Origin of the sequence: Streptomyces rimosus subsp. rimosus (assembly GCF_000720725.1) — a bacterium.
Classification (GTDB): Bacteria; Actinomycetota; Actinomycetes; order Streptomycetales; family Streptomycetaceae; genus Streptomyces; species Streptomyces rimosus_A.
Map to the genome: position 1 here is coordinate 37,880 of NZ_JOCQ01000047.1, position 25,629 is coordinate 63,508.

Here is a 25,629-nt window from a genome sequence, read left to right on the forward strand (position 1 = left end):
CCCGGGCGCGTCCTCGGGGCCGCCCTCGCTCACTGGTACAGGGAGCCGGTGTTCAGTACGGGCTGTGCGGCCCGGTCGCCGCACAGCACCACCATCAGGTTGCTGACCATGGCCGCCTTCCGCTCCTCGTCCAGTTCCACGATGTCCTGCTCGCTGATGCGGGCCAGCGCCATCTCGACCATGCCGACTGCGCCCTCGACGATCTGCTGGCGGGCCGCCACCACCGCGCCGGCCTGCTGCCGCTGGAGCATCGCCGAGGCGATCTCCGGAGCGTACGCGAGGTGGCTGAAGCGGGACTCGATGATCCGCACGCCCGCGGCCTGCACCCGGGCGGTCAGCTCGACGGCCAGCTTCTCGGTGATCTCCTCGGCGTTGCCGCGCAGCGACAGCGCGTCCTCGTCGTGTGCGTCGTAGGGGTACTCGATCGCGATGTGTCGTACCGCCGCCTCGGTCTGGGTGGCGACGAACTCCAGGAAGTCATCGACCTCGAAGAGCGCCTGCGCGGTGTCCTCGACCTGCCACACGACGATGGAGGCCAGTTCGATCGGGTTGCCGTAGGCGTCGTTGACCTTCAGGACCGCGGTCTCGTGGTTGCGCACCCGGGTGGAGATCTTGCGGTCGGCGGTCAGCGGGTTGACCCAGCGCAGGCCGTCCTCGCGGATGGTGCCCACGTAGCGCCCGAAGAGCTGGATGACGCGGGCCTCGCCGGGGGCGACCATCTTCACGCCCGTCATGCAGAACAGCGAGCCCACCAGCAGCAGGACCCCGACGATGATCAGCGGTACGCCCGCCGCCTTGTTGCCGTTCGAGGCGAGCACGCCGCCGCCGATGATCATGCCGAGCCCGGCGAACGCGCCCAGGACGGTGAGCAGCAGGCCCAGACCGCCCGGGATGCTGTGCGCCGGCGTCTCGCGGACCTGCGGGCGCGGCATCGGCGGGGTGTCGGCCGCGAGCTGCGCGCCGTCGCCCGTCCCGCCGTTGCCGTCGGCCGGTGTCTGGTCGGACATGTCTCTCCCCGTTCTCGCGGGATTCCCGTAAGGGCCCCGCGGGTGGGGCCCGGGCCGTCGCACGCGCGGTGCCGCGGCCGGGCCGTACTGGTCGGTGATGCTTGCGCAAGCCTAGCAAAGTGATAGCACTTTAAGAGCGTTCTCAGGCGGGTGAGGCATCCTTGTCCGGAGGTTCCCCCAGGAGCGGGTGCTCTTTGTCACGTCGGCAAAAGCCTTGATCGATGAGCATTTGTTGACAGATGCGGTGTTAGCTTCGTGAGCTGAGCTATGGGGGCGGAACGACTGGAGTTGCGGGAGCGATGGGGCGAGCGGACGCGAGACGGGCGGCGCAGGGACGTAACCGCCGGGCGAAGCCGAAGGCCAAGAAGAAGGGCGGCATACGCCGCTTCTTCACCTGGAAGAAGCTGCTCGGGGCCTTCCTCGGCGTATGCCTGCTGGGCATCCTCGGTTTCATCGGCCTGTACCTGTACGTGGACGTCCCCGACCAGGGCAACGCGAACGCCACGACGCAGAGCAACGTCTACAAGTACGCCGACGGCTCGATCATGGCCCGCAAGGGCCTGCTCAACCGCGAGACGGTCAAGATCGACCAGATCCCCGAGCACGTCCAGCACGCCTTCGTCGCCGCCGAGAACAAGACCTTCTACCAGGACTCCGGCGTCGACCTGAAGGGCACGCTGCGCGGCATCCTCAACACGCTCCAGGGCCACGGCAAGCAGGGTGGCTCCACCATCACCCAGCAGTACGTCAAGAACTACTACCTGAGCCAGGAGCAGACGGTCAGCCGCAAGCTCCAGGAGATCGTCATCTCCCTCAAGGTCGACAACAAGCTGGACAAGAAGGACATCCTCGCCGGCTACATGAACACCAGCTACTACGGCCGCGGCGCGTACGGCATCCAGGCCGCCGCGCAGGCGTACTACGGCGTGGACGTGGGCAAGCTGACCGTCAGCCAGGGCGCGTACCTGGCCTCGCTCCTCCAGGCGCCGAGCCAGTACGACTGGGCCATCGCCTCCGCCGGAGGCAAGGAACTGGTCCAGAAGCGCTGGGCGTACACCCTCGACAACATGGTCGAGATGAAGTGGCTCAGCCCCGAGGACCGGCAGAAGCAGACGTTCCAGCAGCCCATCAAGCCCAAGCCGCTGCCCGGTGTCGCCGGCCAGATCGGCTACTTCATCAACGCCGCCAACGACGAACTGATCCGCAAGGGCGTCGACGAGAAGGAACTCGCGGCCGGCGGCTGGACCATCACCCTGGGCATCGACAAGAAGAAGCAGCAGGAGCTGGAGAAGGCGGTCAAGAACAAGCTGACCGACGACCTCAAGCCGGAGAGCCGCAAGGCGGACCGGGACGCCCAGCTCGGTGCCGTCTCGGTCGACCCCAAGACCGGGCACGTCCTGGCGATGTACGGCGGCGCGGGCTACACCAAGCACTACACGAACAACGCCACGCGGGCCGACTTCCAGCCCGCCTCCACGTTCAAGCCGCTGATCTTCGCCTCCGCCCTGGAGAACCACGCCAAGACCCAGTCCGGCGTGCCGATCACCCCCAACACGGTCTACGACGGACGCAACCGGCGCCCGGTTGTGGGCGGCACCAAGCCGTTCGCCCCGCCGAACGAGGACGAGCACACCTACGGCCGCATCACCGTCCAGCAGGCGACCAACAACTCCGTCAACTCCGTCTTCGCGCAGATGGGCGCCGACGTGGGCCTGGACGAGGTCAAGAAGACCGCGGTCGGCCTCGGCATGGACGGCAGCCGGATGGACGTCCAGCCCGCCATGACGCTCGGCACCATGGGCGCCAGTCCGCTCCAGATGGCCGGCGCCTACGCCACCCTCGACAACCACGGCAAGAAGGTCACCCCGGCGCTGGTCGTCAAGGCCGAGCACGGCTCGCAGGAGACCGAGCTGCCCGACCCGATCGGCTCCCAGGTGCTGACCCGCAACACCGCCGACACCGTCACCTCCGTCCTGCGCGGCGTGGTCAACGACGGTACGGCCAAGGAGGCGATCGGCGGCACGGACTACCAGGCGGCGGGCAAGACCGGCACCTCCGACGACAACAAGTCGGCGTGGTTCGTCGGCTACACGCCCAAGCTGGTCACCGCGGTCGGCATGTTCGGCGAGGAGACCAAGGGCGGCAAGCAGGTCACGCTCAAGGGCGCCGGCGGCGGCGGGCGCGTCAACGGCGGCGGCTACCCGGCCAAGGTCTGGGCCGCCTACACCGCCGCCGCGATCGGTGACGACAGCGGCGCCAAGTTCGACCTCGAAACGGACCTCGGCGCCGGGTCCGGCCCGGCCGGCCCCCCGCCGCCGAGCAACACGCCTTCGCACACGCCGTCCCAGACGCCCTCGCAGACGCCGTCCCAGACCCCGTCGCAGACTCCGTCGCACACGCCGTCCCAGACGCCGTCGCGGACTCCGTCGCACACGCCGTCCCGGACGCCCTCGAAGCCCCCGGAGTCGCCGCCCGCCTCCCCGACGACCGGCAGCGGCGGCAGCGGCAACAACGACCGCCCGCCCGGCTTCGACGACCTGGGCTGACCCGGCGTCCGACGCGAACGGCCGTGGCCCCCGCCTTTTCGGCGGGGGCCACGGCCGTTTCCGTGCCGCCGTCCGCGTTCCGGCTCAGCGGCCGTCGAACCGCGCGGCGATCCGGTCCCCGAGCGCCTTGTCGACATTGCGCCAGTACTGGAAGGCCCGCAGCAGCACCGGCCGGCTGACGCCCTTGGACAGGTGCCCGGCCACGTTGTCCACCAGCCGCTCGCGCGCCGCGTCGTCCAGCACCTTGCGCACCTGGGTGCCCGCCTGGCCGAAGTCGTCGTCGTCACGGCGCAGCTTGTACGCCTCGCGCACCATCTCGCCCGCCGCGTGCCAGCCCGCCGGGTCGCCGAAGTTCTGCGTGTCGGCACTCGGCCCGCCGTACGAGTTGGGCGCGTACGGCGCCGCCGCGCGGGACGGCTCGTAGCGCATCGGGCCGTCCTTCGCGTACGAGGTCACCGTCGCGTGGGGGCGGTTGGGCGGCAGCTGCGCGTAGTTCGGGCCGATGCGGTAGCGGTGGGTGTCCGGGTACGAGAACAGCCGGCCCAGCAGCATCTTGTCCGGCGACGGGCCGATGCCCGGCACCATGTTGGACGGCTCGAACGCCGCCTGCTCGACGTGTACGAAGAAGTCCTCCGGATTGCGGTCCAGCGTCATCCGGCCGACCTCGATCAGCGGGTAGTCGCCGTGCGGCCACACCTTCGTCAGGTCGAACGGGTTGAAGCGGTAGTCCGGCGCGTCGTCGAACGGCATGACCTGGACGTACATGGTCCATGAAGGGGCGTCCCCGGCCGCGATCGAGGTGTACAGGTCGCGGCGGTGCACATCGCCGTCCTCACCGGCCAGCCGGTCCGCCTCCTCCTGCGTCAGGAACTCGATGCCCTGGTCCGTCTTGATGTGGTACTTGATCCAGAACCGCTCGCCGCCGCCGTTGATCCACATGAAGGTGTGCGAGCCGTAGCCGTTCATGTGGCGGTACGTCTTCGGGATGCCGCGGTCGCCCATCAGCCAGGTGACCATGTGCGCCGACTCCGGCGAGAGCGTCCAGAAGTCCCACTGCATGTCGTGGTCGCGCACCCCGCTGTCCGGGCGGCGCTTCTGCGACCGGATGAAGTCCTGGAACTTGATCGTGTCCCGCACGAAGAAGACCGGCGTGTTGTTGCCGACCAGGTCGTAGTTGCCGTACTCGGTGTAGAACTTCAGCGCGAAGCCGCGCGGGTCGCGCCAGGTGTCCGGCGAGCCCTGCTCGCCCGCCACCGTCGAGAAGCGGGCCAGCATCTCCGTGCGCCGCCCCGGCTGGAAGAGGTCCGCCTTGGTGAACTGGCTCACGTCGTTGGTCACTTCGAAGAAGCCGTACGCGCCGCTGCCCTTGGCGTGCACCACCCGCTCGGGCACCCGCTCCCGGTTGAACTGGGCCATCTTCTCGATCAGGTAGTGGTCCTGGAGCAGCAGCGGACCGTCGGAGCCCACCGAGAGCGAGTGCTCGTCGCTCTCGACCGGGATGCCGGCGTTGGTCGTCGTACGCGGGACGTCGTGCGCGGAGCTGGTCATGGGGTTGCGCCTCCCGGTGGTGGGTCGTCGGCCCTTGCCACCCCAGAAGTCAACTCCGCCGACGCGGTGTCGGCAACCGTTGGACGCCGTCCAGTTCGGGACGAAGTCCGGCCGCCGGTACGCCCGTTGGCGGCCCGGCGGCCGGTACGCCGACGCTCGCGCGCGCCCTGCCTACGGCGTGCCCCCGTACGGCATGGACAGCTCGAACCACACCACCTTGCCCGTGCTCAGCCGTGTCGCGCCCCACCGCCGGGCCATCCGGTTGACCAGGTACAGACCGCGCCCGCCCTCGTCGGACGGGCGGGCCTGCCGCAGCCGCGGCAGCTGCGGCACATCGTCGCCGACCTCGCAGCGCAGCACATCCGTCCGCAGCAGCCGCAGCGTGATGGGCCGCTCCGCGTACCGCACCGCGTTCGTCACCACCTCGCTGACCAGCAGCTCCAGCTGGTCGGTCAGCTCCTCCAGACCCCAGCGGGACAGCGCCCGGCGGGCCAGGCGGCGGGCCTGCCCGGCGGTCTGCGCCTTCGGGTCCAGGTACCAGTACGCGACGTCGCTCGGCGCGATGCCGTCGAAGCGGGCCGCCAGCAGCGCGATGTCGTCGTCCCGGTCGCCGGGACCGAGCATGTCCAGCACCTCGTCGCACAGCGGCTCCAGCGGCGGCGGGTTGGGCCCGGTCAGCCGGGCCGTCTCCGTCAGCCGCTCCCGCAGCTGCTCGATGCCGGTCCACACGTCGCGGATACGGGACTCCACCAGGCCGTCCGTGTACAGCACCAGCGTGGCGCCCGCGGGCGCGTCCAGCTCGACCGCCTCGAAGTCCACCCCGCCCACGCCGATCGGCGCGCCCGGCGGCACCTTCAGCACCTCCGCACGCCCGCCGCGGTGCAGCATCACGGGCGGCGGGTGCCCGGCGTTGGCGACCATGATGCGGTGCGCCACCGGGTCGTAGACCGCGTACAGGCACGTCGCCATCCGGTCGCTGCCCAGCCGCTGCGCCTGCTCGTCGAGGTGGTGCAGCACCTCCTGCGGCGGCAGGTCCAGCCCCGCGAGGGTCTGCGCGGTGGTGCGCAGCTGGCCCATGATCGCCGCCGAGGTCATCGAGTGGCCCATCACGTCGCCGACGACCAGCGCCACCCGGCTGCCCGGCAGCGGGATCGCGTCGTACCAGTCACCGCCCACCCGCGCCGTCTCGGCGGCGGGCAGATAGCGGCTGGCCAGCCGGACGCCGGTGGGCTGCGGCAGCGAGTCCGGCAGCATCGTGCGCTGGAGCGCGTCCGCGATGTACGCCTCGCGCCCGTACAGCACCGCCTTGTCCACGCCCAGCGCCGTGTGCGTCGCCAGCTGCGCCGCCACCAGCAGGTCGTCCGCCTCGAAGGCCGGGCGGTCCGGGCGGCGCAGGAACACCGCCGCGCCGATCACCCGGCGGCGCCCGCGCAGCGGCGCCAGGATCACCCGGTGCCCGGCCGGCAGCTGGGTGAGCGGGCCGAGCAGCTCCGGCAGCGCCGCGCGCGCCGCCTGCACCTCGCCGAACAGCGGCCGTACGCCGCGCAGCACCTCCGCCAGCGGCCCGCCCGGCAGCACCTCGGACAGCTCCGCCGCGCTGCCGCCCATCGCCGGGCTCAGGTCCGGCTGCGCGGGCAGCATCGGCAGCCGCCCGCCGTTGGTGTCCGGCTCCTCGGGGATCCGGTCGGTACGGCGCAGCCGCAGCACCACCGGGCCGGTCGGCCGCTCGTCGCCCACCGGCAGCGGATCGCGCAGGTAGACCAGGATGGCGTCGGCGAACGTCGGCACGGTCGCCCGGCACAGCCCCAGCACGATCTCGTCCAGGTCTATGCCGCGGGCGATCCGCCGGGTCGCCGCGCCGATGAAGCGCAGCCGGTCGCCGCCCGCCTGACGCGCCGCCAGCACCTCGCCGCTCTCGGCGGGGTGCGCGGAACGGGCGGGCGGCGCCGCCGGTCCCGCGGCCTGCTCGGACGTCCGCGAGGGCTCCCCGCCGCGCGCGCCGGACTCCACCGGCACGCCGTGCGGCGCGGCGGGCGGCGGGACCGTGGGCGTCCCCTCGGGGCACGGGCGCGGCCGGCCGACGCCGGGGGTGCCGCCGTCGCCGGGCGCCTGCCAGGGGATGTCCCCGGCGCCGGTGACGGGCTCCTCGCCGTGGTTGTCCGCGGCGTGCGCAGAATCGTCACCGCGCGGTGCCGCGGGAGACATGTCAGCCACCTCGGCCGGTCCGCGGGCCGGGGGCTGCCCCGGGAGGCCGCCGGGACCGGCGGCCGCGGCGTACGGCGACCGGGGCGGGGTCGCCGAGGACGCGGCAGGCGGGGCGGCCTGCCGCGGTTCGTGGGAGGTCGGGTGCTCCGTCACGCGTGGGATTCCATCCGTCCGGGGCTGCGCGCGTGGCGCGCCGCGTCTCAAGCGCGTCGCAGGTGCAGGAAGAGCTGGATCTCGGGTGGGGTGTCCGTACTGGCCGGGGCATACGCATACGAGTCCTCCCCGGTGACTTCGAAGCCCGCGTCGTGCACGACCTGGCGCAAGTCGTCCCGCAGGTAACCCGATACCCGGATCGTGCTGCCCAGGAACGGAATCGGGCAGTCGTCCAGATCGGCTTCGACCATGGCCAGTACCAGCAGCCCGCCGGGCCGCAGCAGCGAGTGCAGCATCCGCAGCGTGTACGGGATCTCCGCGCGGGGCAGCATGAGCAGCGAGAAGAAGGCGGTGACCCCGTCGAAGGAGCCGGCCCCGCCGAGTTCGCCGTGGCGCAGGTCGGCGATGTCCAGCCGGTGGAACTCCCCCGCCGGAACGTTCTCCCGGGCCAGCGCCACCATCGAGGGGGACAGGTCCACACCGACGACCGCGTGGCCCGCGTCCGCCAGCTGACGGGCCGTCGGCAGCCCCGTACCGCAGCCGAGGTCCAGCACCCGGGACCCGGGCGGCAGCGCGGCCGCGAGCCGGGCGCCCGCGGCGAGCTGGCCGTCCTTGTGGGGGAAGGCCTCGTCGTAGCGGTCGCCGATCGTATCGAACGCCTCCGCCTGCCCCGCCCGGTCCAGGACTAACCCGTTCAGGCCCTCGTATCCGTCGTAGCTCTCAGCGCTCACGACCTCGCCTCTCCTGCGACCGCGGTCAAGTTCGGGCTCCGGCGCGGGAGCCACGTCCGTGCAGTTCCGTGCAGTCTTGAGTTACGCCTGTGCAGTCTTGTGGAGGACGATCCTACGGTTGATCCCCAGGGGCGCATCAAGGGGGCTCACTCGCACGCCACGCGGCGGCCCGGCCCGCTCACCGGGGCGGGCGGAAGCGCCCCGGCGCCGGGCGGGGCCACGCTCCCCGCGCCGTGGGGCCACGCGCCTGCGTCTGCGCCTACGCCTGCACGTCCGGTACGGATACGGCCCGGTCCCAGTCCTCCGGCAGCCCCGGCACCTCCCACGCCGGGTCCGGCCGCCAGTCCTCCCAGCCGCCGCCGAACGGCACCCCCCACGCGCCGATGTGCTCGACCGCCGCGCGGCCCGCCGCCCGTACGTCCGCCGCCAGCGCGGGCGGCATCAGCCCGTCCCGCTGCGCCTGCGCGAATTCGTCCTCGTCCCGCCACTCCCAATGCCGGTCCGGATACACGCAGATGTCCAGGAAGTGGTCCTGGGAGTCGATGCCGCCCGCCCAGCGGCGACGCGGCTCCTCCAGGTTCACGTACCAGTTCTTGAAGTTCCAGCCCGGCTCCCAGAACAGCCACACCGACCAGGGGTCGTGCGGCCGGGCCAGCTTCAGCACCCCGGTGCCGAACCACTGGTCGCGCGCGGTGCGCCGGGGCTTGGTGTAGCGGGTGGCGAGCGGTTCGCGGTGGACGGGCGTCCCGTCGGCCAGCACCGGCTTGACGCAGGGCGTGCCCGGGGCCATCCACACCGCGAGCAGCTCGTCGGTGTCCTGGACGACGGTCATCGGCCGGCAGATGTGGATGCCGTCGCCCGCGTTGTCGCGGTAACGCCACAGAATCCGGTCCCCGGGCGCCCAGCGCCCCGCCCGCTCCACGGCGTCCCGCGCGTCCCCCGCCCCGGCGGCGCCCTTCCTCGTCTCCACCATGTCCGCTGTCATGCGCAGATCTTAGTGGGGTCATGGTTGCCGCGCCGTGACGCAGGACGCACGGTCCGTTACGGGTGGGTCGGGGCGCCACGGGGGCGCCATTCCCTTACGGGTGCGTCATCCGCAGCACATCCAGCGCCTCGTCCAACTGCTCCTCGGTCAGCAGCCCCTTGTCGACGTACCCCGACTCGATGACCACCTCGCGGATGGTCTTGCGCTCCGCGAGCGACTTCTTGGCGACCTTCGCGGCCTCCTCGTACCCGATGTACTTGTTGAGCGGGGTGACGACGGACGGCGACGACTCCGCGTACTCCCGGGCCCGTTCGGCGTTCGCGGTGATCCCGTCCACCGTGCGGTCCGCCAGCAGCCGGGTGACGTTGGCCAGCAGCCGCACCGACTCCAGCACGTTCTTCGCGATGACCGGCAGCATCACGTTCAGCTCGAAGTTGCCGGCGGCGCCCGCCGTGGCCACCGTCGCGTCGTTGCCGGTGACCTGCGCCGCCACCATCAGCGTCGCTTCCGGCAGCACCGGGTTGACCTTGCCCGGCATGATGGACGAACCGGGCTGGAGGTCGGGCAGGTTGATCTCGGCGAGGCCGGTGCGCGGCCCCGAGGACATCCACCGCAGATCGTTTGCGATCTTCGTCAGGCCGACGGCGATGGTGCGCAGCTGCCCGCTGGTCTCCACGACCGCGTCCCGCGCGCCCTGCGCCTCGAAGTGGTTGCGCGCCTCGGTCAGCGGCAGCCCCGTCGTCCGCGCCACCTCGGCGATCACCGCCGCGGGGAAGCCGGGCGGGGTGTTGATGCCGGTGCCCACGGCCGTACCCCCCAGCGGCAGTTCGGCCAGCCGCGGCAGCGCGGACCGCAGCCGCTCCACTCCGTAGCGGACCTGCGCGGCGAAGCCGCCGAACTCCTGGCCGAGGGTGACGGGCGTGGCGTCCATCAGATGCGTCCGCCCCGCCTTCACCACCTCGGCGAACTCGCTCTCCTTACGCTCCAGGGCGGCCGCCAGGTGCTCCAGCGCGGGGATCAGATCGTGGGTGACGGCCGCGGTCGCCGCGATGTGGATCGAGGAGGGGAAGACGTCGTTGGACGACTGCGAGGCGTTGACGTGGTCGTTCGGATGCACGTCGCGCCCCAGCCGCTCGGTGGCCAGGGTCGCGAGCACCTCGTTGGTGTTCATGTTCGACGACGTACCGGACCCGGTCTGGAAGACGTCGACGGGAAAGTGCTCATCCCATGTCCCGTCGGCGACCTCGGCCGCGGCCTCCTGGATCGCCGCCGCGACGTCCTCGTCCAGCACCCCCAGCTCGGCGTTGACCTTGGCCGCGGCCGCCTTGATCCGCGCCAGCGCCTCGATGTGCGCCCGCTCCAGCCGCTGCCCGGAAACCGGAAAGTTCTCCACCGCCCGCTGCGTCTGCGCCCGCCACTTCGCCCGGGCGGGCACCTTCACCTCGCCCATCGAGTCGTGCTCGGTCCGGTACTCGCCGTTGTCGCCGCTCAGGCCGTTGTCACTCATACCTGTGTCAGTGCCCGGGAACGGTGATCTGTTCCCGGGCAGGGGCGGGTATTCGTCCGTCAGGCGGTACGGTGGCGGGGCCCGGCCCGCTGTGACGTCACGTCCGCATCGGCACCGGGTGGGGGTGACTTCGGATCTCGACGTCGGCGTCCGTGGCCGCCGAGAGGTCTCCCCTGTCCCGCGCTTCCCGACGTTGTTCGACCAACGCGGCGCACACGTCACAGCCTGGCGCCGGTTCCGGGGGCGGGGGCGGCAGCAACAGGTGCACCGGTGCGGGCATCGTTTTCGTGCGTGCTCCACTCATGCCGTTTGGCCTCTCGCCGTGGCTTCTTGTCTGCCCGGCAATGATTCCGTGGGGCAATCAATGTCCCGCGTTTTATGCACGTTGTGGGTTAAAGATCACGAACGGCAGATCGCCGACCACTCGGTGAGCTTGGCTCTGGCTTCTGCTCCGAACAGTGCGCACTCCTCGTAACCAGAGAATTCATCCAGGTAGCTTTGGACGTCGCGAGCATCGCGGAGCACGAGACTTCCCGTCGATGTCTCGACGGTTGCCAGGGACGCGTCATAGATCGTGAAGGTGTTCAACGGTGTTCTCGGGGTAACGGCTCCGACGGGCAAGAGGCCGATGCGTACGTTCGGACGGTAGGTGAGTGAGGAAAGCCGGTCCAACTGTTCGGCCAAGGCCAAGGGGGAAACAACGGGCCAGCGGGCCGCTTGCTCCGTGAGGATGAAAGTGAATCGCTTGGCGGTGTCGTTCAGGACGGCTTGCCTTTCCAGCTTCCCTGCGATCGCCTTACGGGTGTCCACGGGCGAGTGGGCCAGACTGGCCCGCACGTATTCGGAGGTGGCGAGAAGTCCGGTGATCATGGAGAGCAGCAGGTAGCGCAGGTGTGTCGAGGACGCTTCGAGCGCCTTCAGTTCGGCTTGCCGACTCCCCAGGCCCTTGCGGCGCAGCTCTCGGAGATTTTGCCATTCCGTGTTCGCCAGCCGGGCGAGAGCCGAGACATCTTCGACCATCTTCGATGGCGCGTCGAGAGCTTTCAGGATCTGTTCCACGTCGACCAGGGAAGGGCGGACCTTACCGCTTTCGATCCGGCTCACCTTGGATTGAGACATGTTGCAGCGCGCGGCGAGCCGGACTCCTGAGAGCCCGGATCGCTTACGCAGTTCTCGGAGTGCCGAGGCCAGTTCCTGACCGGTCCGGCCCAGTTGCTCGGGTTGGAAGGTCACTCCTTCACATACTCCAGGAACGGTATCGACTCGGCCTCGGCAATGCGCTGGTACTCGATGAACGGGGCGGGGTTCCCCTCGTACACCTCTCGACCGGTCTGCGTCCCGTCTTCCGCGTAGTGCATGAGGACGACCGTCGACCGATCGAAGATCCAGAAGTCCTGCGCTCCTCGAAGAGGGTTGTCCCGGCCGGTCACGTCGAGAATGCGGATGTCCTCCCCGGCCCGCGCATGAGGAGCGTAGTACCGCGAGAACTCGAACCGCAGATACTCGGAAAGCGGCCGGGTAAGAACATGAACCCGCCCTTTCCGCTTCCCGTCATTCCGCAGCCGCTTCAAATCCTCCGTATACGGAGACGAGTAGGTGTGCGGGGCCACACGCTTGCCCATGCGGAATGCCTCGACCTCCTGGGACTCCTGGGGCACGAGGTATTGAGGCAGTGTCTCCAGCCGCCACGCTTCGAACCGGATGTTCCGGAACATCGCCCGCCACCCGTCACCATCCAAGAGCACGGACAGCCTCCCTGAGAACCGCTTCCGGGATCTCTGCAAGCCTTTCCCCCTGCGGTGGAGCGAAGGCATCGGACTTGACGCCCTGAATGACGAAGGTTCCTCGTTTCGTGAGGTACACGTTCGGACAGTCGTTCTCGCCGCACTCGCCATTGCCGCTTCCGGTGAGCCGAGTCAGTTCCTCACCTGGCATTGCGAACCTCCCCGGTTGATGGCCCTGGTTGGGCCGTCGTGCATGACGGTACGAGGGCCGATCGGGGGGCGTCCATGCACCCACGCGACTATGCGCGTTGTCGCATAAACAGGGCAGGAGCGGCGAACAGGCAAGAGCCCCCGGCCATCGACCGGGGGCCCCGCAGAGGTACTGCTGCCGGATCAGGCCACGCCCGGCCCCCGCACCGGAATGCTCGTGAACGTAGGAGCCGGCGCCGGGTCCTGGAAGAAGTCGTTGCCCTTGTCGTCGACGACGATGAACGCCGGGAAGTCCTCGACCTCGATGCGCCAGACCGCCTCCATGCCCAGCTCCTCGTATTCGAGGACCTCGACCTTCTTGATGCAGTCCTGCGCCAGGCGGGCCGCGGGGCCGCCGATCGAGCCGAGGTAGAAGCCGCCGTGCGTGGCGCACGCGTCGGTGACCTGCTTGGAGCGGTTGCCCTTGGCCAGCATGACCTTCGAGCCGCCTGCCGCCTGGAACTGCTCGACGTAGGCGTCCATCCGGCCGGCCGTGGTCGGGCCGAAGGAGCCGGACGCGTAGCCCTCGGGGGTCTTCGCCGGGCCCGCGTAGTACACCGGGTGGTTCTTCAGGTACTCGGGCATCTCCTCGCCCGCGTCCAGCCGCTCCTTGATCTTCGCGTGCGCGATGTCGCGGGCGACGACCAGCGTGCCGGTCAGGGAGAGGCGGGTCTTGACCGGGTGCTTGGTGAGCTCGGCCAGGATGTCGTCCATCGGCTGGTTGAGGTCGACGCGTACGGCGTCGAGGTCCGGGCCCGCGCCCTCGGTCAGCTCCTCCTCGGTCGTCTCCGGGAGGAAGCGCGCCGGGTCCTTCTCCAGCTGCTCCAGGAAGACGCCCTCGGCGGTGATCTTCGCGACGGCCTGGCGGTCGGCGGAGCAGGAGACGGCGATGGCGACCGGGCAGGACGCGCCGTGCCGGGGCAGCCGGACCACGCGTACGTCGTGGCAGAAGTACTTGCCGCCGAACTGCGCGCCGATGCCGATCTTCTGCGTCAGCTCGAAGACCTTCTCCTCCAGCTCCTTGTCCCGGAAGCCGTGGCCGGTGGGGGAGCCCTCGGCCGGCAGCTCGTCCAGGTAGTGGGCGGAGGCGTACTTGGCGGTCTTCAGGGCGTACTCGGCGCTGGTGCCGCCGACGACGATCGCCAGGTGGTACGGCGGGCAGGCGGCCGTGCCCAGCGAGCGGATCTTCTCCTCCAGGAACTTCATCATGGAGGCCTCGTTGAGGACCGCCTTGGTCTCCTGGTAGAGGAAGGACTTGTTGGCCGAGCCGCCGCCCTTGGCCATGAACAGGAACTTGTACGCGTCCCCGTCGGTGGCGTACAGCTCGATCTGCGCCGGCAGGTTGGAGCCGGTGTTCTTCTCGTCCCACATGGTCAGCGGGGCCATCTGCGAGTAGCGCAGGTTGAGCTGGGTGTACGCGTCGTAGATGCCGCGGGAGAGGGCCTCCTCGTCGCGGCCCTGGGTCAGCACGTTCTGGCCGCGCTTGCCCATGACGATGGCGGTGCCGGTGTCCTGGCACATCGGCAGTACGCCGGCCGCCGCAATGTTCGCGTTCTTCAGCAGGTCCAGCGCCACGAAGCGGTCGTTGGCGGACGCCTCGGGGTCGTCCAGGATGCGGCGCAGCTGGGCGAGGTGGGCCGGGCGCAGGTAGTGCGAGATGTCGTGCATCGCCTCGGCGGCCAGCTTGCGCAGCGCCTCCGGCTCGACCTTGAGGAACGTACGGCCGTCGGCCTCGAAGGTGCTCACACCCTCGGAAGTGACCAGGCGGTACGGGGTGTTGTCCTCGCCTACGGGCAGCAGGTCGGTATAGGCGAATTCCGGCATAACGGGCCATTCCTCACTCGACGGTGGCTTTCGGCTGACATCTGCGGCAGCGCCTGAACAGCGTAGAACCCTCCCTCGCGGTCGCCGCTGTGAGGTAAGGCTCACCCGGGGCGCGGGACGGGGCCGTGCGTCCCCTAGTCGCGATCTATCGCGTTTCGGTACGCTGCTGTCCGTGGACGAATCGTCGCTCGCCAAACGAGCCCAGCAGCCGGTGAACCTGACCAAGCCCGTGGCGGAGGCCGAGATCCGGGCATCCGACGCAGACCGGGACCGGATCGCGGAGATCCTCCGCGAGGCGCTGGCGGTCGGACGGCTGGACGCGGAGGAGCACGCCGAACGCATCGACCTGGTCTACCGCGCCAAGACGATGGGCGAACTGGAGCCGCTGGTACGGGACCTGCCCGCGGAGGACGGCGCTCCCCGGCAGCGGCCCGCCTCCGCCGCCTCCGCCGCGTACGAGGCCGAGGGCGCCGCACCGCCGGACCAGACCATGGTCGCGATCTTCAGCGCCTCGACCCGCAAGGGCCGCTGGCGGGTGCCCGGCCGGATCAACGCCGTGGCCGTCTTCGGCAGCGTGGAGATCGACCTGACCGAGGGGATCTTCCAGCAGCAGCACGTCCAGATCAACGTCACCGCGATCTTCGGCAGTGTGGAGATCCGGGTGCCGGAGAACGTCACGCTGCGCAGCAGCGGTTCCGGTGTGCTCGGCGCCTTCGAGGTCGAGACCCACGAGTCGGTCGAGGGCGACGCGCCGATCGTCCAGGTCAACGGTTACGCGGTGCTCGGCAGCGTCGAGGCCAAGGCCAAGCGCGGCAAGTGGCTGCGCGATCTGCGCGACGACCTGCGCGGCGCGCGGCGCGCGTGGCAGGAGCAGCGGCGCGACGACCGGCGGGCGCTCCACGAGCAGCGCCGGGACGAGCGCCGGGCCTGGCACGAGCAGCGCCGGGACGAGCGGCGCGAACGGCACGGGCGGTCGCACGGCGGCCGTTGGGACTGACGGGGGACGGTGGTGCCGACGGCGGTGCCGGGGCTGCTGACGGCGGTGCCGGGGACTGCTGACGGCAGACCCCGCAACCGCTGCGGACGGGGCGCGCGAGGCATGGGGAAACCGGGCGGACGGTGCCCTTCCGGGCCGCGGGAAGGTTGAATTCACCGCGCTTCCGCACTGCTCAAACGCCGTTCGCAACCGTGTGCATAAGCACGCGTACAGCGGGTAGGGCTGGTGCATCGTCTCTCGTACGGCTGCGGGGTGCGAAAAGTCGTGCGCAGCGAGACGGGCAAGGGTGACTCTTTCGCCGAAGCCGTCGTCAGGAGTAGACCGTGCTGCTACCGCATCAGCCTCTGCAGGACACCGCAGTTGTTCCGCCCCAGCGGGTTCCCTCTCGCGAAGAGGCCGGTCCCTGGCACGCGGAGGCGGTGTGCCGCCGTGACGAGGCGGGACTGTTCTTCGCACCGTCCAAGGAGCCGACCGCCGCACGCCTGGCGCGGGAGGAAGCCGCCAAGCGGGTCTGTGCCCGCTGCCCGGTGATGATCGAATGCCGGGAGCACGCCCTGATGCAGCCGGAGCCCTACGGAGTGTGGGGCGGCCTCACCGCTGCCGAGCGCCGGGTGGTGCTCGCCCGCCGCCGGCGCCGGGAGACCGAGCTGCAGCGCTCGGCCCGGATGCAGGCCGCCGGCTGAGCGGCCCGTGCACCCGGCACGCGTAACGGGCCGGGACCCCGCCGAGCAAGACGGCGGAGTCCCGGCCCGAGCGCTGTGCCCGCCGGCCGGCCATGGCCGGCCGGGGCGCCGCCCGGCTGCCGCTAGCTGGGACGCTCGAAGTCGACCGAGCTGTACGCGCGCAGCTTGGCGAGCCGGTGCTCGGAGTCGACCCGGCGGATCGTGCCGGACTTGGAGCGCATCACCAGCGACGAGGTGGTCGCGGTCTCGGCGCGGTAGCGCACCCCGCGCAGCAGCTCGCCGTCGGTGATGCCGGTGGCCACGAAGAAGACGTTGTCGCCGCGGACCAGGTCGTCGGTCTGCAGCACCTTGTCCAGGTCGTGCCCGGCGTCGATCGCGCGCTGCCGCTCCTCGTCGTCCTTCGGCCACAGCCTGGCCTGGAGGGTGCCGCCCAGGCACTTGAGGGCGCATGCGGCGATGATGCCCTCGGGCGTACCGCCGATGCCCAGCAGCAGGTCCACACCGGTGCCTTCGCGGGCCGCCATGATGGCGCCGGCCACGTCGCCGTCGGAGATGAACTTGATCCGGGCGCCCGCCTCCCGTACCTCCTTGACCAGGCCCTCGTGGCGCGGCCGGTCCAGGATGACGACGGTGACGTCCTCGACGGCGGACTTCTTCGCCTTGGCGATGCGGCGGATGTTCACGCCGACCGGCGCGGTGATGTCGACGAAGTCGGCGGCCTCCGGGCCGGTGGCCAGCTTGTCCATGTAGAACACCGCGGACGGGTCGAACATGGCGCCGCGCTCGGCGACGGCCATTACCGAGACCGCGTTGGCCATGCCCTTGGCGGTCAGCGTCGTACCGTCGACCGGGTCCACGGCCACGTCGCACTCGGCGCCGGTGCCGTCGCCGACCCGCTCGCCGTTGTAGAGCATCGGGGCGTTGTCCTTCTCGCCCTCCCCGATGACCACGACGCCGTTCATGGAGACGGTGTGGATCAAGGCGCGCATGGCCTTGACGGCGGCGCCGTCGGCGCCGTTCTTGTCGCCGCGCCCGACCCAGCGGCCCGAGGCCATGGCTCCGGCCTCGGTCACCCGGACGAGTTCCAGTGCGAGGTTGCGGTCGGGAGCCTCGGGGCTGACCTCGAGTTGGGACGGCAGATGATGCTCGGTCATCGAGCGCACCTTTCTGTACGGCGACGGCCGGAATGGTGAGGGTGGCTATGACTTTATCGGTAGGTCGCCACAATGAGCAGTGGGCCCTTCGCATGAGCGGGCGTCCAGGCCCCGTACGGGCGTGTCCGCGGGCGGCGGGCGCCGGACGCGGACGGTGAGCGCCGCCCGGCCGACGCCGGGTGCCGGACGGTGGGGGCGTGCCGGTGGGGGGCGTGTCTTCGCGGGGCCGGGCATGGGGGACCATAGAGGCGTGGCAGGTATGCGAGGCAAGCAGACGGTTCGGGACATGGTCCTGTCGATGGCGGTGATCGGCGCCCTCGTCGCGGGCGTCTATCTCTTCATCCCGCACGACGACAGCCGGTCCGCCGAGGTGAACGCGGTCAAGACGGTCGACTACCGCGTGGAGCTCGCGACCGCCCGGCGTGCCGCGCCGTACCCCATTGCCGCGCCCAAGGGCCTGCCCGAGGGCTGGCGCGCCACCTCCGTCTCGTACAAGGCGAGCAACGACGGCAAGGGCGGCGCCTGGCACCTGGGCTTCCTCGACCCGGAGCAGGAGTACGCGGCGCTGGAGCAGAGCGACGCGCCCGCGAAGAAGTTCATCCAGGACGTCACGCTCGGCGCGGAGAAGGCCGCGGGCAAGCAGGCCGTCGGCGGCGTGAAGTGGGACCGCTACAAGGGCGAGAAGTACCGCGCGCTGGTGCGCGAGGAGGAGGGCGTCACCACCGTCCTCACCGGCACCGCGCCGTACGGGCGGCTCGCGGAGATGGCCGCGTCCCTGGAGGCGAAGAAGGGCTGACGGCCCGCCTGTCGGCCCGCCTGACGCCGGTGCGGCTCCGGATACGGCTCCATACGTACGACATACGTGCGACATACGTACGACGAGGCCGCCGCGCCCGGGATGGGTGCGGCGGCCTCGTCGTACGCGGGGAAGGCTAAGACGGGCTCAGACGGTGGTCACGGCCTCGTCGAAGCCCAGGCGGGGCGAGCGCGGGAAGAACGCGTCGGCGCCCGGCTTGCCGATGTTGATGACCATGAAGGACTTCTGCTTGCCGTCGCCGAAGAACTCCTTGTCGATGCCGGCGAAGTCGAAGCCGGTCATCGGGCCGGCGGCCAGGCCGGCCGCGCGGATGCCGAGGATCAGGTAGCCGGCCTGCAGGGTCGCGTTCTGGGCGCCGGCGACCTCGCGGACGGACAGCTCGGAGAAGTAGGCGTCCTTGATGCCCGGGGCGTGCGGGAACAGGGTCGGCAGCTTCTCGTGGAAGTCCAGGTCCGTGGAGAGCACCAGGGTCAGCGGCGCGCTCAGCGTCTTCGGGCCGTTGGCGCCCATGGCGTGCTTGACCAGGCGCTCACGGGCGTCCGCCGAGCGGACCAGGGTCAGCCGCAGCGGCGACTGGTTGAAGGCGGTCGGCGCGTACTTCACCAGGTCGTAGATGGCCTGCACCTGCTCGTCCGTCACCGGCTCGTCGGTGAACGAGTTGGCGGTCTGGGCCTCGCGGAAGAGGAGGTCCTGGGCGGCGGCGTCGAGCGCGAGAGACATGAGGGCACCTCGGGGAGTCGGTGTTTTCCGTGTTCGGTATCAACTGTAACCAAGATAGATTAAGTTTCAACTAAAACCGGGGAATCGTGACTCGGTTCACAAGGTGGGGTGGGTTGGGTGGCCCCGGGGGTGGTCGTACGGGGGCGTACGGGATCCGTATGGGTTCGTGCGGATAGGGGGTGCGGTGCGGCAGGAGCGGCCGGCGTTCCGGCTCGGTCCCGTACGTACGGGTGCAGGATGCCGGGCCCGCCGGGCCGCCAGCCCGCCGGTCAGCAGCCGTGCAGTCGTGCAGCCGCGCCTGCGGCCGACCGCTACTCGGCCGCCGCCTCCGCCTCGTCCTCCTCCGCCAGCGCCGCGTCCAGCCGCGCCCGCGCGCCGTCCAGCCAGCGGCGGCAGACCTTTGCCAGCTCCTCACCGCGCTCCCAGAGCGCGAGGGACTCCTCCAGGGTGGTCCCGCCGGCCTCCAGGCTGCGGACGACCTCGATCAGCTCGTCCCGGGCCTGCTCGTACCCGAGCGCGGAACCCTCCGGCTGCGCCGCCGCGTCCGTCGTGTCCGCCGCGCCGCCCGCCATCGTGCCGTCCGTCTTCGCCTTCGCCATGGCTCCCAGCCTAATCCGGGGGTGTGACATCGGACGGTGCGCCGGAAACCCGTACCCGGAACTCGCCCTCGGCGACCCTGGCCCGCAGCTCCTCGTCCGGCGCGACCTCCTCGGGCGAGCGCACGGCCGAGCCGTCCGGCCTCTGGAGCACCGCGTACCCGCGCTCCAGGGTGGCCTTGGGGGAGAGGGCGACCACCCGCGCCAGGGTGTGCGACAGCTCGGAGTCGGCCCGGTCGAGCAGATGCCCCAGTGTGCGCCGGCCGCGCTCCAGCAGCGCCGTGACCTGGTCCTCGCGCTCCTCGACCATCCGGTGGGGCCGCTCCATCGAGGGCCTGCTCAGCGCCGCCGCCAGGCCGCGCTCCTCGCGGTCCAGGAAGCCGCCGACCGCGCGCAGCGCCCGCTCCCGCAGCTGCTGGATACGGGCGAACTCCTCGCCCACGTCCGGTACGACCTTCTTCGCCGCGTCCGTCGGCGTCGAGGCGCGCAGGTCGGCGACCAGGTCCAGCAGCGGCGAATCCGGTTCGTGGCCGATCGCGGAGACGACCGGCGTACGGGCCGCGCCCACCGCCCTGACCAGCTGCTCGTCGGAGAACGGCAGCAGGTCCTCGACGCTGCCGCCGCCGCGCGCCACGATGATCACGTCGACCTCGGGCAGCGCGTCCAGCTCCTTGACCGCCTCGATGACCTGCGGCACCGCGTGCACCCCCTGTACCGGGACGTTGCGCACCTCGAAGCGGACCGCCGGCCAGCGCAGACGCGCGTTCTCCAGGACGTCCCGCTCGGCGGCGCTGGCCCGCCCGCAGACCAGACCGATCAGCTGCGGCAGGAACGGCAGCCCGCGCTTGCGCTCCGCCCGGAACAGCCCCTCCGCGGCGAGGGACTTCTTCAGCTGCTCCAGCCGCGCCAGCAGCTCGCCGACGCCCACCGGCTTGATCTCGGCGGCCCGCAGCGAGAGCTGGCCGCGCGGCGCGTACCACTCCGGCTTGGCGTGTACGACGACGCGCGCGCCCTCGCTCACCACGTCGGCGATCTTGTCGAAGACCTGGCGGTAGCACGTCACGCTGACCGAGATGTCGTACGACGGGTCGCGCAGCGTCAGGAAGACCACGCCGGCGCCCGGCCGCCGGGACAGCTGCGTGATCTGCCCCTCGACCCACACGGCGCCCAGCCGGTCGATCCACCCCCCGATGAGCCGCGACACCTCGCCGACGGGGATCGGCGCCTCCGCAGACGTCCTCACACTCATGCCACGAGCGTATAGCCCGGCACTGACAACGCCGGGCGGTGCGGAGCGGTCGTGCCCGGCCGCTCACCGCTCGGAGTCGCCCACCGTACCGGCCCTCCTACGCCCGTACTGCACCGCCAGCACCACCAGCCCCACCGCCAGCCAGACGGCCCCGACGATCTGCGCCGTCCCGGAGGCCTCCACGATCACCGCGACCACCACCGCCAGGCCCAGCAGCGGTACCAGCACGTGCTTGAGGACGTTCGGCCGCTCGGCCCGCTTGCGTACCCAGAACCAGCCGATCACCGAGGCGTGCAGCAGGCCGAAGGCGGTCAGCGCGCCCACGTTGACGATCGAGGAGAGGTGGTCCAGGCCGTCGTCGCGGCGGGCCGCCCACACCGCCGCGACCAGCGTCACCACCGCGGCGCCCAGCAGCGCCCGCCGCGGCACCCCGCTGCCCGCGTCCACCTTGGACATCGCGCCCGGCAGCCGCCGGTCCCGCGCCATCGCGAACAGCAGCCGTCCGGCCGCCGCCTGCCCCGCCAGCGCCGCGAACGCCGCGCCGATCGCCTTGCTCGCCGCCACCAGCTTCTGCAGCCACTCGCCGGCGGCCGTGTCCGCCGTCGTGTAGAAGGCGTCGCCCTGTGCGGCGGGGTCCGCCGCCAGCTCGGCCGCCGACATCGGCGCGAGCAGCGCCGCCAGGTAGGTCTGTACGGCGAACAGCACGCCCGCCAGCACCAGGCAGGTCAGCACGGCCCGCGCCACCCGCGCGGAACTTCCCGTGGTCTCTTCCGCGAACGACGCGATCGCATCGAACCCCAGATACGACAGCACCGCCACCGACACCGCCGCCAGCACCGCGCTCGTCGAGAACCCGCCCTCACCGGTCAGCGGCACCGACCACCCGCGCCGCGCCCCGTCCGTGATCAGCACCCATACCGCCGCCACCACGAACACCACCAGCACCGCCAGCTCCATCGCCAGCACCACGAACCCGGCCACCGCCGCCGCCCGTACCCCCATGAGGTTCAGCAGCGTGGTGACGACCACCGCGAGCGCCGTCCACACCCACTGGTGCACGGACGGCACCAGCGCATGCATGGCGATGCCGGAGAAGAGGTACGCCACCGCCGGGATCAACAGGTAGTCGAGCATCGCCATCCACCCCGCCACGAAGCCCGCGCTCTCGCCGAGCCCGACCCGCGCGTACGTGAACACCGAGCCGGCCTGTGGGGCGACCCGCACCATCTGCGCGTACGAGTACGCGGTGAAGGCCATCGCGACGGTCGCCACGATGTAGACGACGGTGATCGCGCCGTGCGACTTGGCCTGGAGCGTGCCGAAGATGCCGACGGGCGCCATCGGCGCGATGAAGAGCAGCCCGTAGACGATCAGGTCCCGGAAGGTCAGCGTGCGGCGGAGACCGGTGTCGGCGGAGGCGCCGGTGGCGGTGGACGGAGGCGGGGAGGACGGGTTCGGCCCGGAGGAGGGGTTCGGGCCGGAGGAGGGGTTCGGCTCGGACGGTGCGCTCATGATGGGTCACTCCAGCGGGAGACGTACAGGCCGACGTACAGGCCGACGATCAGGCCGACGACCAGGCCGACAATGATCGTCGGCCGCCTTCCAGCTTCGGGCAAGGCCGCGCCCCGGGCGGGGTGGACGCGCCAGGAGGGGCGCAGCGGCCCTCAGGCGGTACGGCACGGCGTGCACGTCACTACGGCCGCACCCCTACATGACACCCTCCGCATTCCTGTCACGCCCCCGCTGCCCCCGCCGCACGCCCCGCCGACCCCGTTCACCCCGCCGCGCCCCCACGGCAGCACGAACCCCGAAGTACGCCCCGTACGATGGATCGTATGACTGCTGCTACGCCCAGCCCGTCGCCCGCCAGCGCTCCGGACGGAGCCGCCACGCCGCGCGAGGACCGCCGCCGGGTCCTGCTCGCCGCGCCGCGTGGTTATTGCGCGGGCGTGGACCGTGCCGTGATCGCCGTCGAGAAAGCTTTGGAGCAGTACGGCGCGCCCGTTTACGTGCGCCACGAGATCGTCCACAACAAGTACGTGGTCAAGACCCTGGAGAAGAAGGGTGCGATCTTCGTCGACGAGACGGCGGAGGTGCCGGCGGGCAACATCGTCATCTTCTCCGCGCACGGCGTCGCCCCGGTCGTCCACGACGAGGCCAAGCAGGGCAAGCTGGCCACCATCGACGCGACCTGCCCGCTGGTCACCAAGGTCCACAAGGAAGCCGTCCGGTACGCCAAGGAGGACTTCGACATCCTCCTGATCGGCCACGAGGGCCACGAAGAGGTCATCGGCACCAGCGGCGAGGCCCCCGACCACATCACCCTGGTCGACGGCCCGGAGGACGTGGCGAACGTCGAGGTCCGCGACCCGGACAAGGTCGTCTGGCTCTCCCAGACCACCCTGTCCGTGGACGAGACCATGGAGACGGTCGACGCCCTCAAGGGCCGCTTCCCCAACCTCCTGTCGCCGCCCAGCGACGACATCTGCTACGCCACGCAGAACCGCCAGATCGCCGTCAAGCAGATGGGCGCCGAGGCCGACCTGGTCATCGTCGTCGGCTCCAAGAACTCCTCGAACTCCGTCCGTCTCGTCGAGGTCGCCCTCGGCGCCGGCGCCGGCGCCGCCCACCTGGTCGACGGCGCCGAGGAGATCGACGAGAGCTGGCTGGAGGGCGTGACCACCGTCGGTCTCACCTCCGGCGCCTCCGTCCCCGAGATCCTGGTGCACGGCGTCCTGGACTGGCTCGCCGAGCGGGGCTACGAGGACGTGGAGACCGTCAAGGCCGCCGAGGAGTCCATCACCTTCTCCCTGCCCAAGGAACTCCGCCGCGACCTGCGCGCCGAGGCGAAGACCGCCGCCGAGGGCTGAGCCGGAGCCGGGCCCGCAAGGGAAGCCCCCTGAAGAAAGTCAGGGGGTGAACCGGCCGTCCGGCGCCTAGCCTCTAGGCATGAAGGTCTTTGGTGTGGACATCGGCGGGTCGGGCATCAAGGGCGCTCCGGTGGATCTGGAGCGCGGCGACCTGGCGGACGAGCGGTTCAAGGTGCTGACCCCACAGCCGGCGACCCCGGATGCCGTCGCGGACTGCGTCACCCAGGTCGTGGAGCATTTCGGCTGGTCGGGGCCGGTCGGGGCGACATTCCCCGGCGTGGTGACCGACGGCGTCACCCGTACGGCAGCCAATGTCGACAAGGGATGGATCGACCGGAACGCCGCCGCGCTGCTGGCCGGCCGCCTCGGTGACGAGACCGGCGGCTGCCCGGTCACCGTCCTCAACGACGCGGACGCGGCGGGCCTGGCCGAGATGCGGTTCGGCGCGGGCCGGGACTGCCGGGGCACGGTCATCGTCCTCACCTTCGGCACCGGCATCGGCAGCGCCGTCTTCACCGACGGCGAGCTGGTCCCCAACACCGAGCTGGGCCATCTGGAGCTGCACGGCCACGACGCCGAGAAGCGGGCGTCCACCAAGGTCAAGGACGACGAAGATCTGAGCTGGCCGGACTGGGCGCACCGCGTGCAGAAATACCTCGCCCACGTGGAGATGCTCTTCTCGCCCCGGCTGTTCGTGATCGGCGGCGGCGTCAGCCGCAAGGCGGCGAAGTTCCTGCCGCTGATCGAGGGCATCCGGGCCGAGATCGTGCCCGCGCAGCTCCAGAACAACGCGGGCATCGTGGGCGCGGCGATGGCGGCCGGCGCCGCGAGCCGGGACGGAGCGGCGGCCCCGGCCGGCGCGGGCGCGTCCGCAGGCCCACTGGCCGCCCCTCCCTCTCCGTCTCCCTCTCCTTCTCCGTCTTCCTCCGACGGCGCTACGTCGCAGGTCGGCTGGCCGGCCGATCCCTGACCTGGCCCGCCCGCGGCCCGGGGCTACGGGGATGGTGCGCCCCTTGGGCCAGCCCCGGCCGCTGCCCGGGGCCCGGCCCCTCATCCGCCGGCCCGCGCCGCCGCGGCCAACGCCCGGAGCCCGGACCCGGCTCTTGCCCGGAAGCCTTCCCGGCCTTCCCGGCCTTCCCGCCTGTGCTTCCACCTGGGCTCTTGCCCTCGGCAGGCTCCCGTCCCTGCACCCGCGCCACCTGCCGCTCGGCCTGCCGTTGCGCCTGCCGCTCGGCCTGCCGCCGCGCGATGGCCGCCGCCTTGCGTACGACGGCGATCAGTGCACAAGCCAGCGTCCCCGCGAACAGCCAGCCCGCCTGCGTCGCCATCACCGTGAAGACGCCCATCAGCAGCCCGCCGAAGCCGCCCGTGTGGTGGCTGATCGGCACGGTGCCGACGGTGAACATGATCGGCAGCGCGATCGGGGCCGTGATCAGGTCGTACGGCCGTACCCACAGCCCGGCGCACACGCTCACCAGGACGAAGAAGACCCCGTACGCCGTCGGCGCACCGTCGAACAGCACCTGGTCGAAGAAGGCGAAGGCGAACAGTACGAGGGTGCCGAGCAGGCCGCACCCCAGGCCGGTGAGCCGGGCCGAGGGCAGCCGTGCGGCGGCCGCCGCCAGGGGCGCCAGGGGGCCGCGCCGACGGGCACGTACGCGGTAGACGGTCGACGTCTCGCCGCCGGGCCCCGTCATACCCGGTCCCCGTGGGGCGCCCGGTCCGCCCGGCGCCCGCGGGGCACCCGGGGTGCCTGCCGCGTCCAGGGCGCCCCGGGCGTCCGGAGCGTTCGGCGGCACGGCTTCCGCGGGACGGGGGAGCCGTGCGTCCTGGCCCGCTGCCGGACGGACGGTCCGGGGCGGACTGTGCTGAGGGCTGCGCGCTCTGTGTTGCTCCACTCGGCCACGGTAGGCCGCCAAGTGGGATTAATCGGTTACCGGACACGCGCTTCGACTGACCTGACCGGCCCATTCGGCGTACAAATCACCCGTTGGGCGTGACGCGGCGTACGTATCGGGGGCCCTGCGCCGCTGCGCCAGGAGGCGCCCCTCCCCCGTACGACCG

General features: G+C 71.1%; 21 protein-coding genes and 1 pseudogene. 6 read left to right on the plus strand and 16 right to left on the minus strand.

Translation table 11 applies throughout. From position 1 onward, the window contains the following. Positions 1-29: 29 nt before the first annotated feature. Complete coding sequence (locus tag IH45_RS0123790; RefSeq protein ID WP_030671947.1) at positions 30-1,007, minus strand: SPFH domain-containing protein; 978 nt, start codon at positions 1,005-1,007, stop codon at positions 30-32. Between the two features lie 299 nt (positions 1,008-1,306). Between IH45_RS0123790 and IH45_RS0123795 the strand changes: the two genes are divergently transcribed. Next, positions 1,307-3,553, plus strand: a complete 2,247-nt coding sequence (locus IH45_RS0123795) for a transglycosylase domain-containing protein (protein WP_030671950.1) — start codon at positions 1,307-1,309, stop codon at positions 3,551-3,553. Between the two features lie 84 nt (positions 3,554-3,637). On the opposite strand, the gene IH45_RS0123800 is transcribed toward IH45_RS0123795, so the two are convergent. From IH45_RS0123800 to IH45_RS0123835, 9 genes are all read right to left on the minus strand, one after another. Further along, a complete protein-coding gene (locus IH45_RS0123800; RefSeq protein ID WP_030671953.1) occupies positions 3,638-5,101 on the minus strand; it encodes a catalase in 1,464 nt (487 codons plus the stop codon). A 171-nt stretch (positions 5,102-5,272) separates the two neighbouring features. Continuing rightward, on the minus strand, positions 5,273-7,306 hold the full coding sequence (locus IH45_RS0123805; protein WP_463607457.1) for a SpoIIE family protein phosphatase: 2,034 nt from the start codon (positions 7,304-7,306) through the stop codon (positions 5,273-5,275). Positions 7,307-7,506: 200 nt separating this feature from the next. Beyond that, positions 7,507-8,190: a class I SAM-dependent DNA methyltransferase gene (locus IH45_RS0123810; protein ID WP_030671957.1), complete on the minus strand. Its 684-nt coding sequence runs from the start codon at positions 8,188-8,190 to the stop codon at positions 7,507-7,509. A gap of 259 nt (positions 8,191-8,449) precedes the next feature. Then, positions 8,450-9,163, minus strand: coding sequence for a cytidylyl-2-hydroxypropylphosphonate hydrolase (fomD, locus tag IH45_RS0123815; protein ID WP_030671960.1), 714 nt, complete (start codon positions 9,161-9,163; stop codon positions 8,450-8,452). A 106-nt stretch (positions 9,164-9,269) separates the two neighbouring features. Further along, complete coding sequence (locus IH45_RS0123820) at positions 9,270-10,682, minus strand: class II fumarate hydratase (protein WP_030671964.1); 1,413 nt, start codon at positions 10,680-10,682, stop codon at positions 9,270-9,272. A 399-nt stretch (positions 10,683-11,081) separates the two neighbouring features. After that, the gene (locus tag IH45_RS0123825) at positions 11,082-11,915 is read right to left on the minus strand and encodes a helix-turn-helix domain-containing protein (RefSeq protein WP_032918189.1); all 834 of its coding nucleotides are present in this window, start codon (positions 11,913-11,915) and stop codon (positions 11,082-11,084) included. Further along, positions 11,912-12,427 carry a DUF6879 family protein gene (locus IH45_RS0123830; RefSeq protein WP_030671970.1) on the minus strand — a complete coding sequence of 172 codons (516 nt, stop codon included), beginning with the start codon at positions 12,425-12,427 and terminating at the stop codon, positions 11,912-11,914. The genes IH45_RS0123825 and IH45_RS0123830 overlap by 4 nt, the downstream gene beginning before the upstream one ends. Then, entirely contained in the window at positions 12,411-12,617 is a 207-nt protein-coding gene (locus tag IH45_RS1000000150085) for a hypothetical protein (RefSeq protein WP_078897739.1), read from the minus strand. The genes IH45_RS0123830 and IH45_RS1000000150085 overlap by 17 nt, the downstream gene beginning before the upstream one ends. Before the next feature lie 182 nt (positions 12,618-12,799). Further along, the gene (locus tag IH45_RS0123835; RefSeq protein WP_030671973.1) at positions 12,800-14,479 is read right to left on the minus strand and encodes a fumarate hydratase; all 1,680 of its coding nucleotides are present in this window, start codon (positions 14,477-14,479) and stop codon (positions 12,800-12,802) included. A 163-nt stretch (positions 14,480-14,642) separates the two neighbouring features. On the opposite strand from IH45_RS0123835, the pseudogene IH45_RS0123840 reads away from it, so the two are divergent. Together IH45_RS0123840 and IH45_RS0123845 are read left to right on the plus strand one after the other, a co-directional pair. Then, positions 14,643-15,326, plus strand: a pseudogene (locus tag IH45_RS0123840) (DUF1707 SHOCT-like domain-containing protein); the annotation flags it as partial. 473 nt (positions 15,327-15,799) lie between these two features. Next, positions 15,800-16,159: a WhiB family transcriptional regulator gene (locus IH45_RS0123845; RefSeq protein WP_032922291.1), complete on the plus strand. Its 360-nt coding sequence runs from the start codon at positions 15,800-15,802 to the stop codon at positions 16,157-16,159. 122 nt (positions 16,160-16,281) lie between these two features. On the opposite strand, the gene glpX is transcribed toward IH45_RS0123845, so the two are convergent. Next, positions 16,282-17,313, minus strand: a complete 1,032-nt coding sequence (glpX, locus tag IH45_RS0123850) for a class II fructose-bisphosphatase (RefSeq protein WP_030671978.1) — start codon at positions 17,311-17,313, stop codon at positions 16,282-16,284. A gap of 286 nt (positions 17,314-17,599) precedes the next feature. On the opposite strand from glpX, the gene IH45_RS0123855 reads away from it, so the two are divergent. Further along, on the plus strand, positions 17,600-18,109 hold the full coding sequence (locus IH45_RS0123855; RefSeq protein WP_030671982.1) for a DUF4245 domain-containing protein: 510 nt from the start codon (positions 17,600-17,602) through the stop codon (positions 18,107-18,109). 147 nt (positions 18,110-18,256) lie between these two features. On the opposite strand, the gene IH45_RS0123860 is transcribed toward IH45_RS0123855, so the two are convergent. The 4 genes from IH45_RS0123860 to IH45_RS0123875 all read right to left on the minus strand — a co-directional run bounded on the left by IH45_RS0123860 (position 18,257) and on the right by IH45_RS0123875 (position 22,207). Next, entirely contained in the window at positions 18,257-18,850 is a 594-nt protein-coding gene (locus IH45_RS0123860) for a malonic semialdehyde reductase (protein WP_030671986.1), read from the minus strand. A gap of 311 nt (positions 18,851-19,161) precedes the next feature. Continuing rightward, positions 19,162-19,449, minus strand: coding sequence for an exodeoxyribonuclease VII small subunit (locus IH45_RS0123865; protein WP_030671989.1), 288 nt, complete (start codon positions 19,447-19,449; stop codon positions 19,162-19,164). 10 nt (positions 19,450-19,459) lie between these two features. After that, positions 19,460-20,695 carry an exodeoxyribonuclease VII large subunit gene (gene xseA / locus IH45_RS0123870; RefSeq protein WP_032918190.1) on the minus strand — a complete coding sequence of 412 codons (1,236 nt, stop codon included), beginning with the start codon at positions 20,693-20,695 and terminating at the stop codon, positions 19,460-19,462. Between the two features lie 63 nt (positions 20,696-20,758). Next, complete coding sequence (locus IH45_RS0123875) at positions 20,759-22,207, minus strand: APC family permease (protein ID WP_030671994.1); 1,449 nt, start codon at positions 22,205-22,207, stop codon at positions 20,759-20,761. Positions 22,208-22,521: 314 nt separating this feature from the next. On the opposite strand from IH45_RS0123875, the gene IH45_RS0123880 reads away from it, so the two are divergent. Next, complete coding sequence (locus IH45_RS0123880) at positions 22,522-23,565, plus strand: 4-hydroxy-3-methylbut-2-enyl diphosphate reductase (protein ID WP_078897741.1); 1,044 nt, start codon at positions 22,522-22,524, stop codon at positions 23,563-23,565. A gap of 79 nt (positions 23,566-23,644) precedes the next feature. Then, complete coding sequence (gene ppgK, locus IH45_RS0123885) at positions 23,645-24,535, plus strand: polyphosphate--glucose phosphotransferase (protein ID WP_078897742.1); 891 nt, start codon at positions 23,645-23,647, stop codon at positions 24,533-24,535. Here the strand turns inward: ppgK and IH45_RS1000000146810 are convergent. Next, on the minus strand, positions 24,501-25,262 hold the full coding sequence (locus IH45_RS1000000146810) for a DUF6542 domain-containing protein (RefSeq protein ID WP_050515124.1): 762 nt from the start codon (positions 25,260-25,262) through the stop codon (positions 24,501-24,503). The genes ppgK and IH45_RS1000000146810 overlap by 35 nt on opposite strands. Positions 25,263-25,629: the final 367 nt, after the last annotated feature.

Excerpts from the sequence above, each read along its gene's own strand:
- IH45_RS0123790 (WP_030671947.1), bottom strand. The coding sequence starts at position 1,007 with ATGTCCGACCAGACACCGGCCGACGGCAACGGCGGGACGGGCGACGGC.
- IH45_RS0123795 (WP_030671950.1), top strand. The coding sequence starts at position 1,307 with ATGGGGCGAGCGGACGCGAGACGGGCGGCGCAGGGACGTAACCGCCGG.
- IH45_RS0123800 (WP_030671953.1), bottom strand. The coding sequence starts at position 5,101 with ATGACCAGCTCCGCGCACGACGTCCCGCGTACGACGACCAACGCCGGC.
- IH45_RS0123805 (WP_463607457.1), bottom strand. The coding sequence starts at position 7,306 with ATGTCTCCCGCGGCACCGCGCGGTGACGATTCTGCGCACGCCGCGGAC.
- fomD (WP_030671960.1), bottom strand. The coding sequence starts at position 9,163 with ATGGTGGAGACGAGGAAGGGCGCCGCCGGGGCGGGGGACGCGCGGGAC.
- IH45_RS0123820 (WP_030671964.1), bottom strand. The coding sequence starts at position 10,682 with ATGAGTGACAACGGCCTGAGCGGCGACAACGGCGAGTACCGGACCGAG.
- IH45_RS1000000150085 (WP_078897739.1), bottom strand. The coding sequence starts at position 12,617 with ATGCCAGGTGAGGAACTGACTCGGCTCACCGGAAGCGGCAATGGCGAG.
- IH45_RS0123835 (WP_030671973.1), bottom strand. The coding sequence starts at position 14,479 with ATGCCGGAATTCGCCTATACCGACCTGCTGCCCGTAGGCGAGGACAAC.
- glpX (WP_030671978.1), bottom strand. The coding sequence starts at position 17,313 with ATGACCGAGCATCATCTGCCGTCCCAACTCGAGGTCAGCCCCGAGGCT.
- IH45_RS0123855 (WP_030671982.1), top strand. The coding sequence starts at position 17,600 with ATGGTCCTGTCGATGGCGGTGATCGGCGCCCTCGTCGCGGGCGTCTAT.
- IH45_RS0123860 (WP_030671986.1), bottom strand. The coding sequence starts at position 18,850 with ATGTCTCTCGCGCTCGACGCCGCCGCCCAGGACCTCCTCTTCCGCGAG.
- IH45_RS0123865 (WP_030671989.1), bottom strand. The coding sequence starts at position 19,449 with ATGGCGAAGGCGAAGACGGACGGCACGATGGCGGGCGGCGCGGCGGAC.
- xseA (WP_032918190.1), bottom strand. The coding sequence starts at position 20,695 with ATGAGTGTGAGGACGTCTGCGGAGGCGCCGATCCCCGTCGGCGAGGTG.
- IH45_RS0123875 (WP_030671994.1), bottom strand. The coding sequence starts at position 22,207 with ATGAGCGCACCGTCCGAGCCGAACCCCTCCTCCGGCCCGAACCCCTCC.
- IH45_RS0123880 (WP_078897741.1), top strand. The coding sequence starts at position 22,522 with ATGGATCGTATGACTGCTGCTACGCCCAGCCCGTCGCCCGCCAGCGCT.
- ppgK (WP_078897742.1), top strand. The coding sequence starts at position 23,645 with ATGAAGGTCTTTGGTGTGGACATCGGCGGGTCGGGCATCAAGGGCGCT.
- IH45_RS1000000146810 (WP_050515124.1), bottom strand. The coding sequence starts at position 25,262 with ATGACGGGGCCCGGCGGCGAGACGTCGACCGTCTACCGCGTACGTGCC.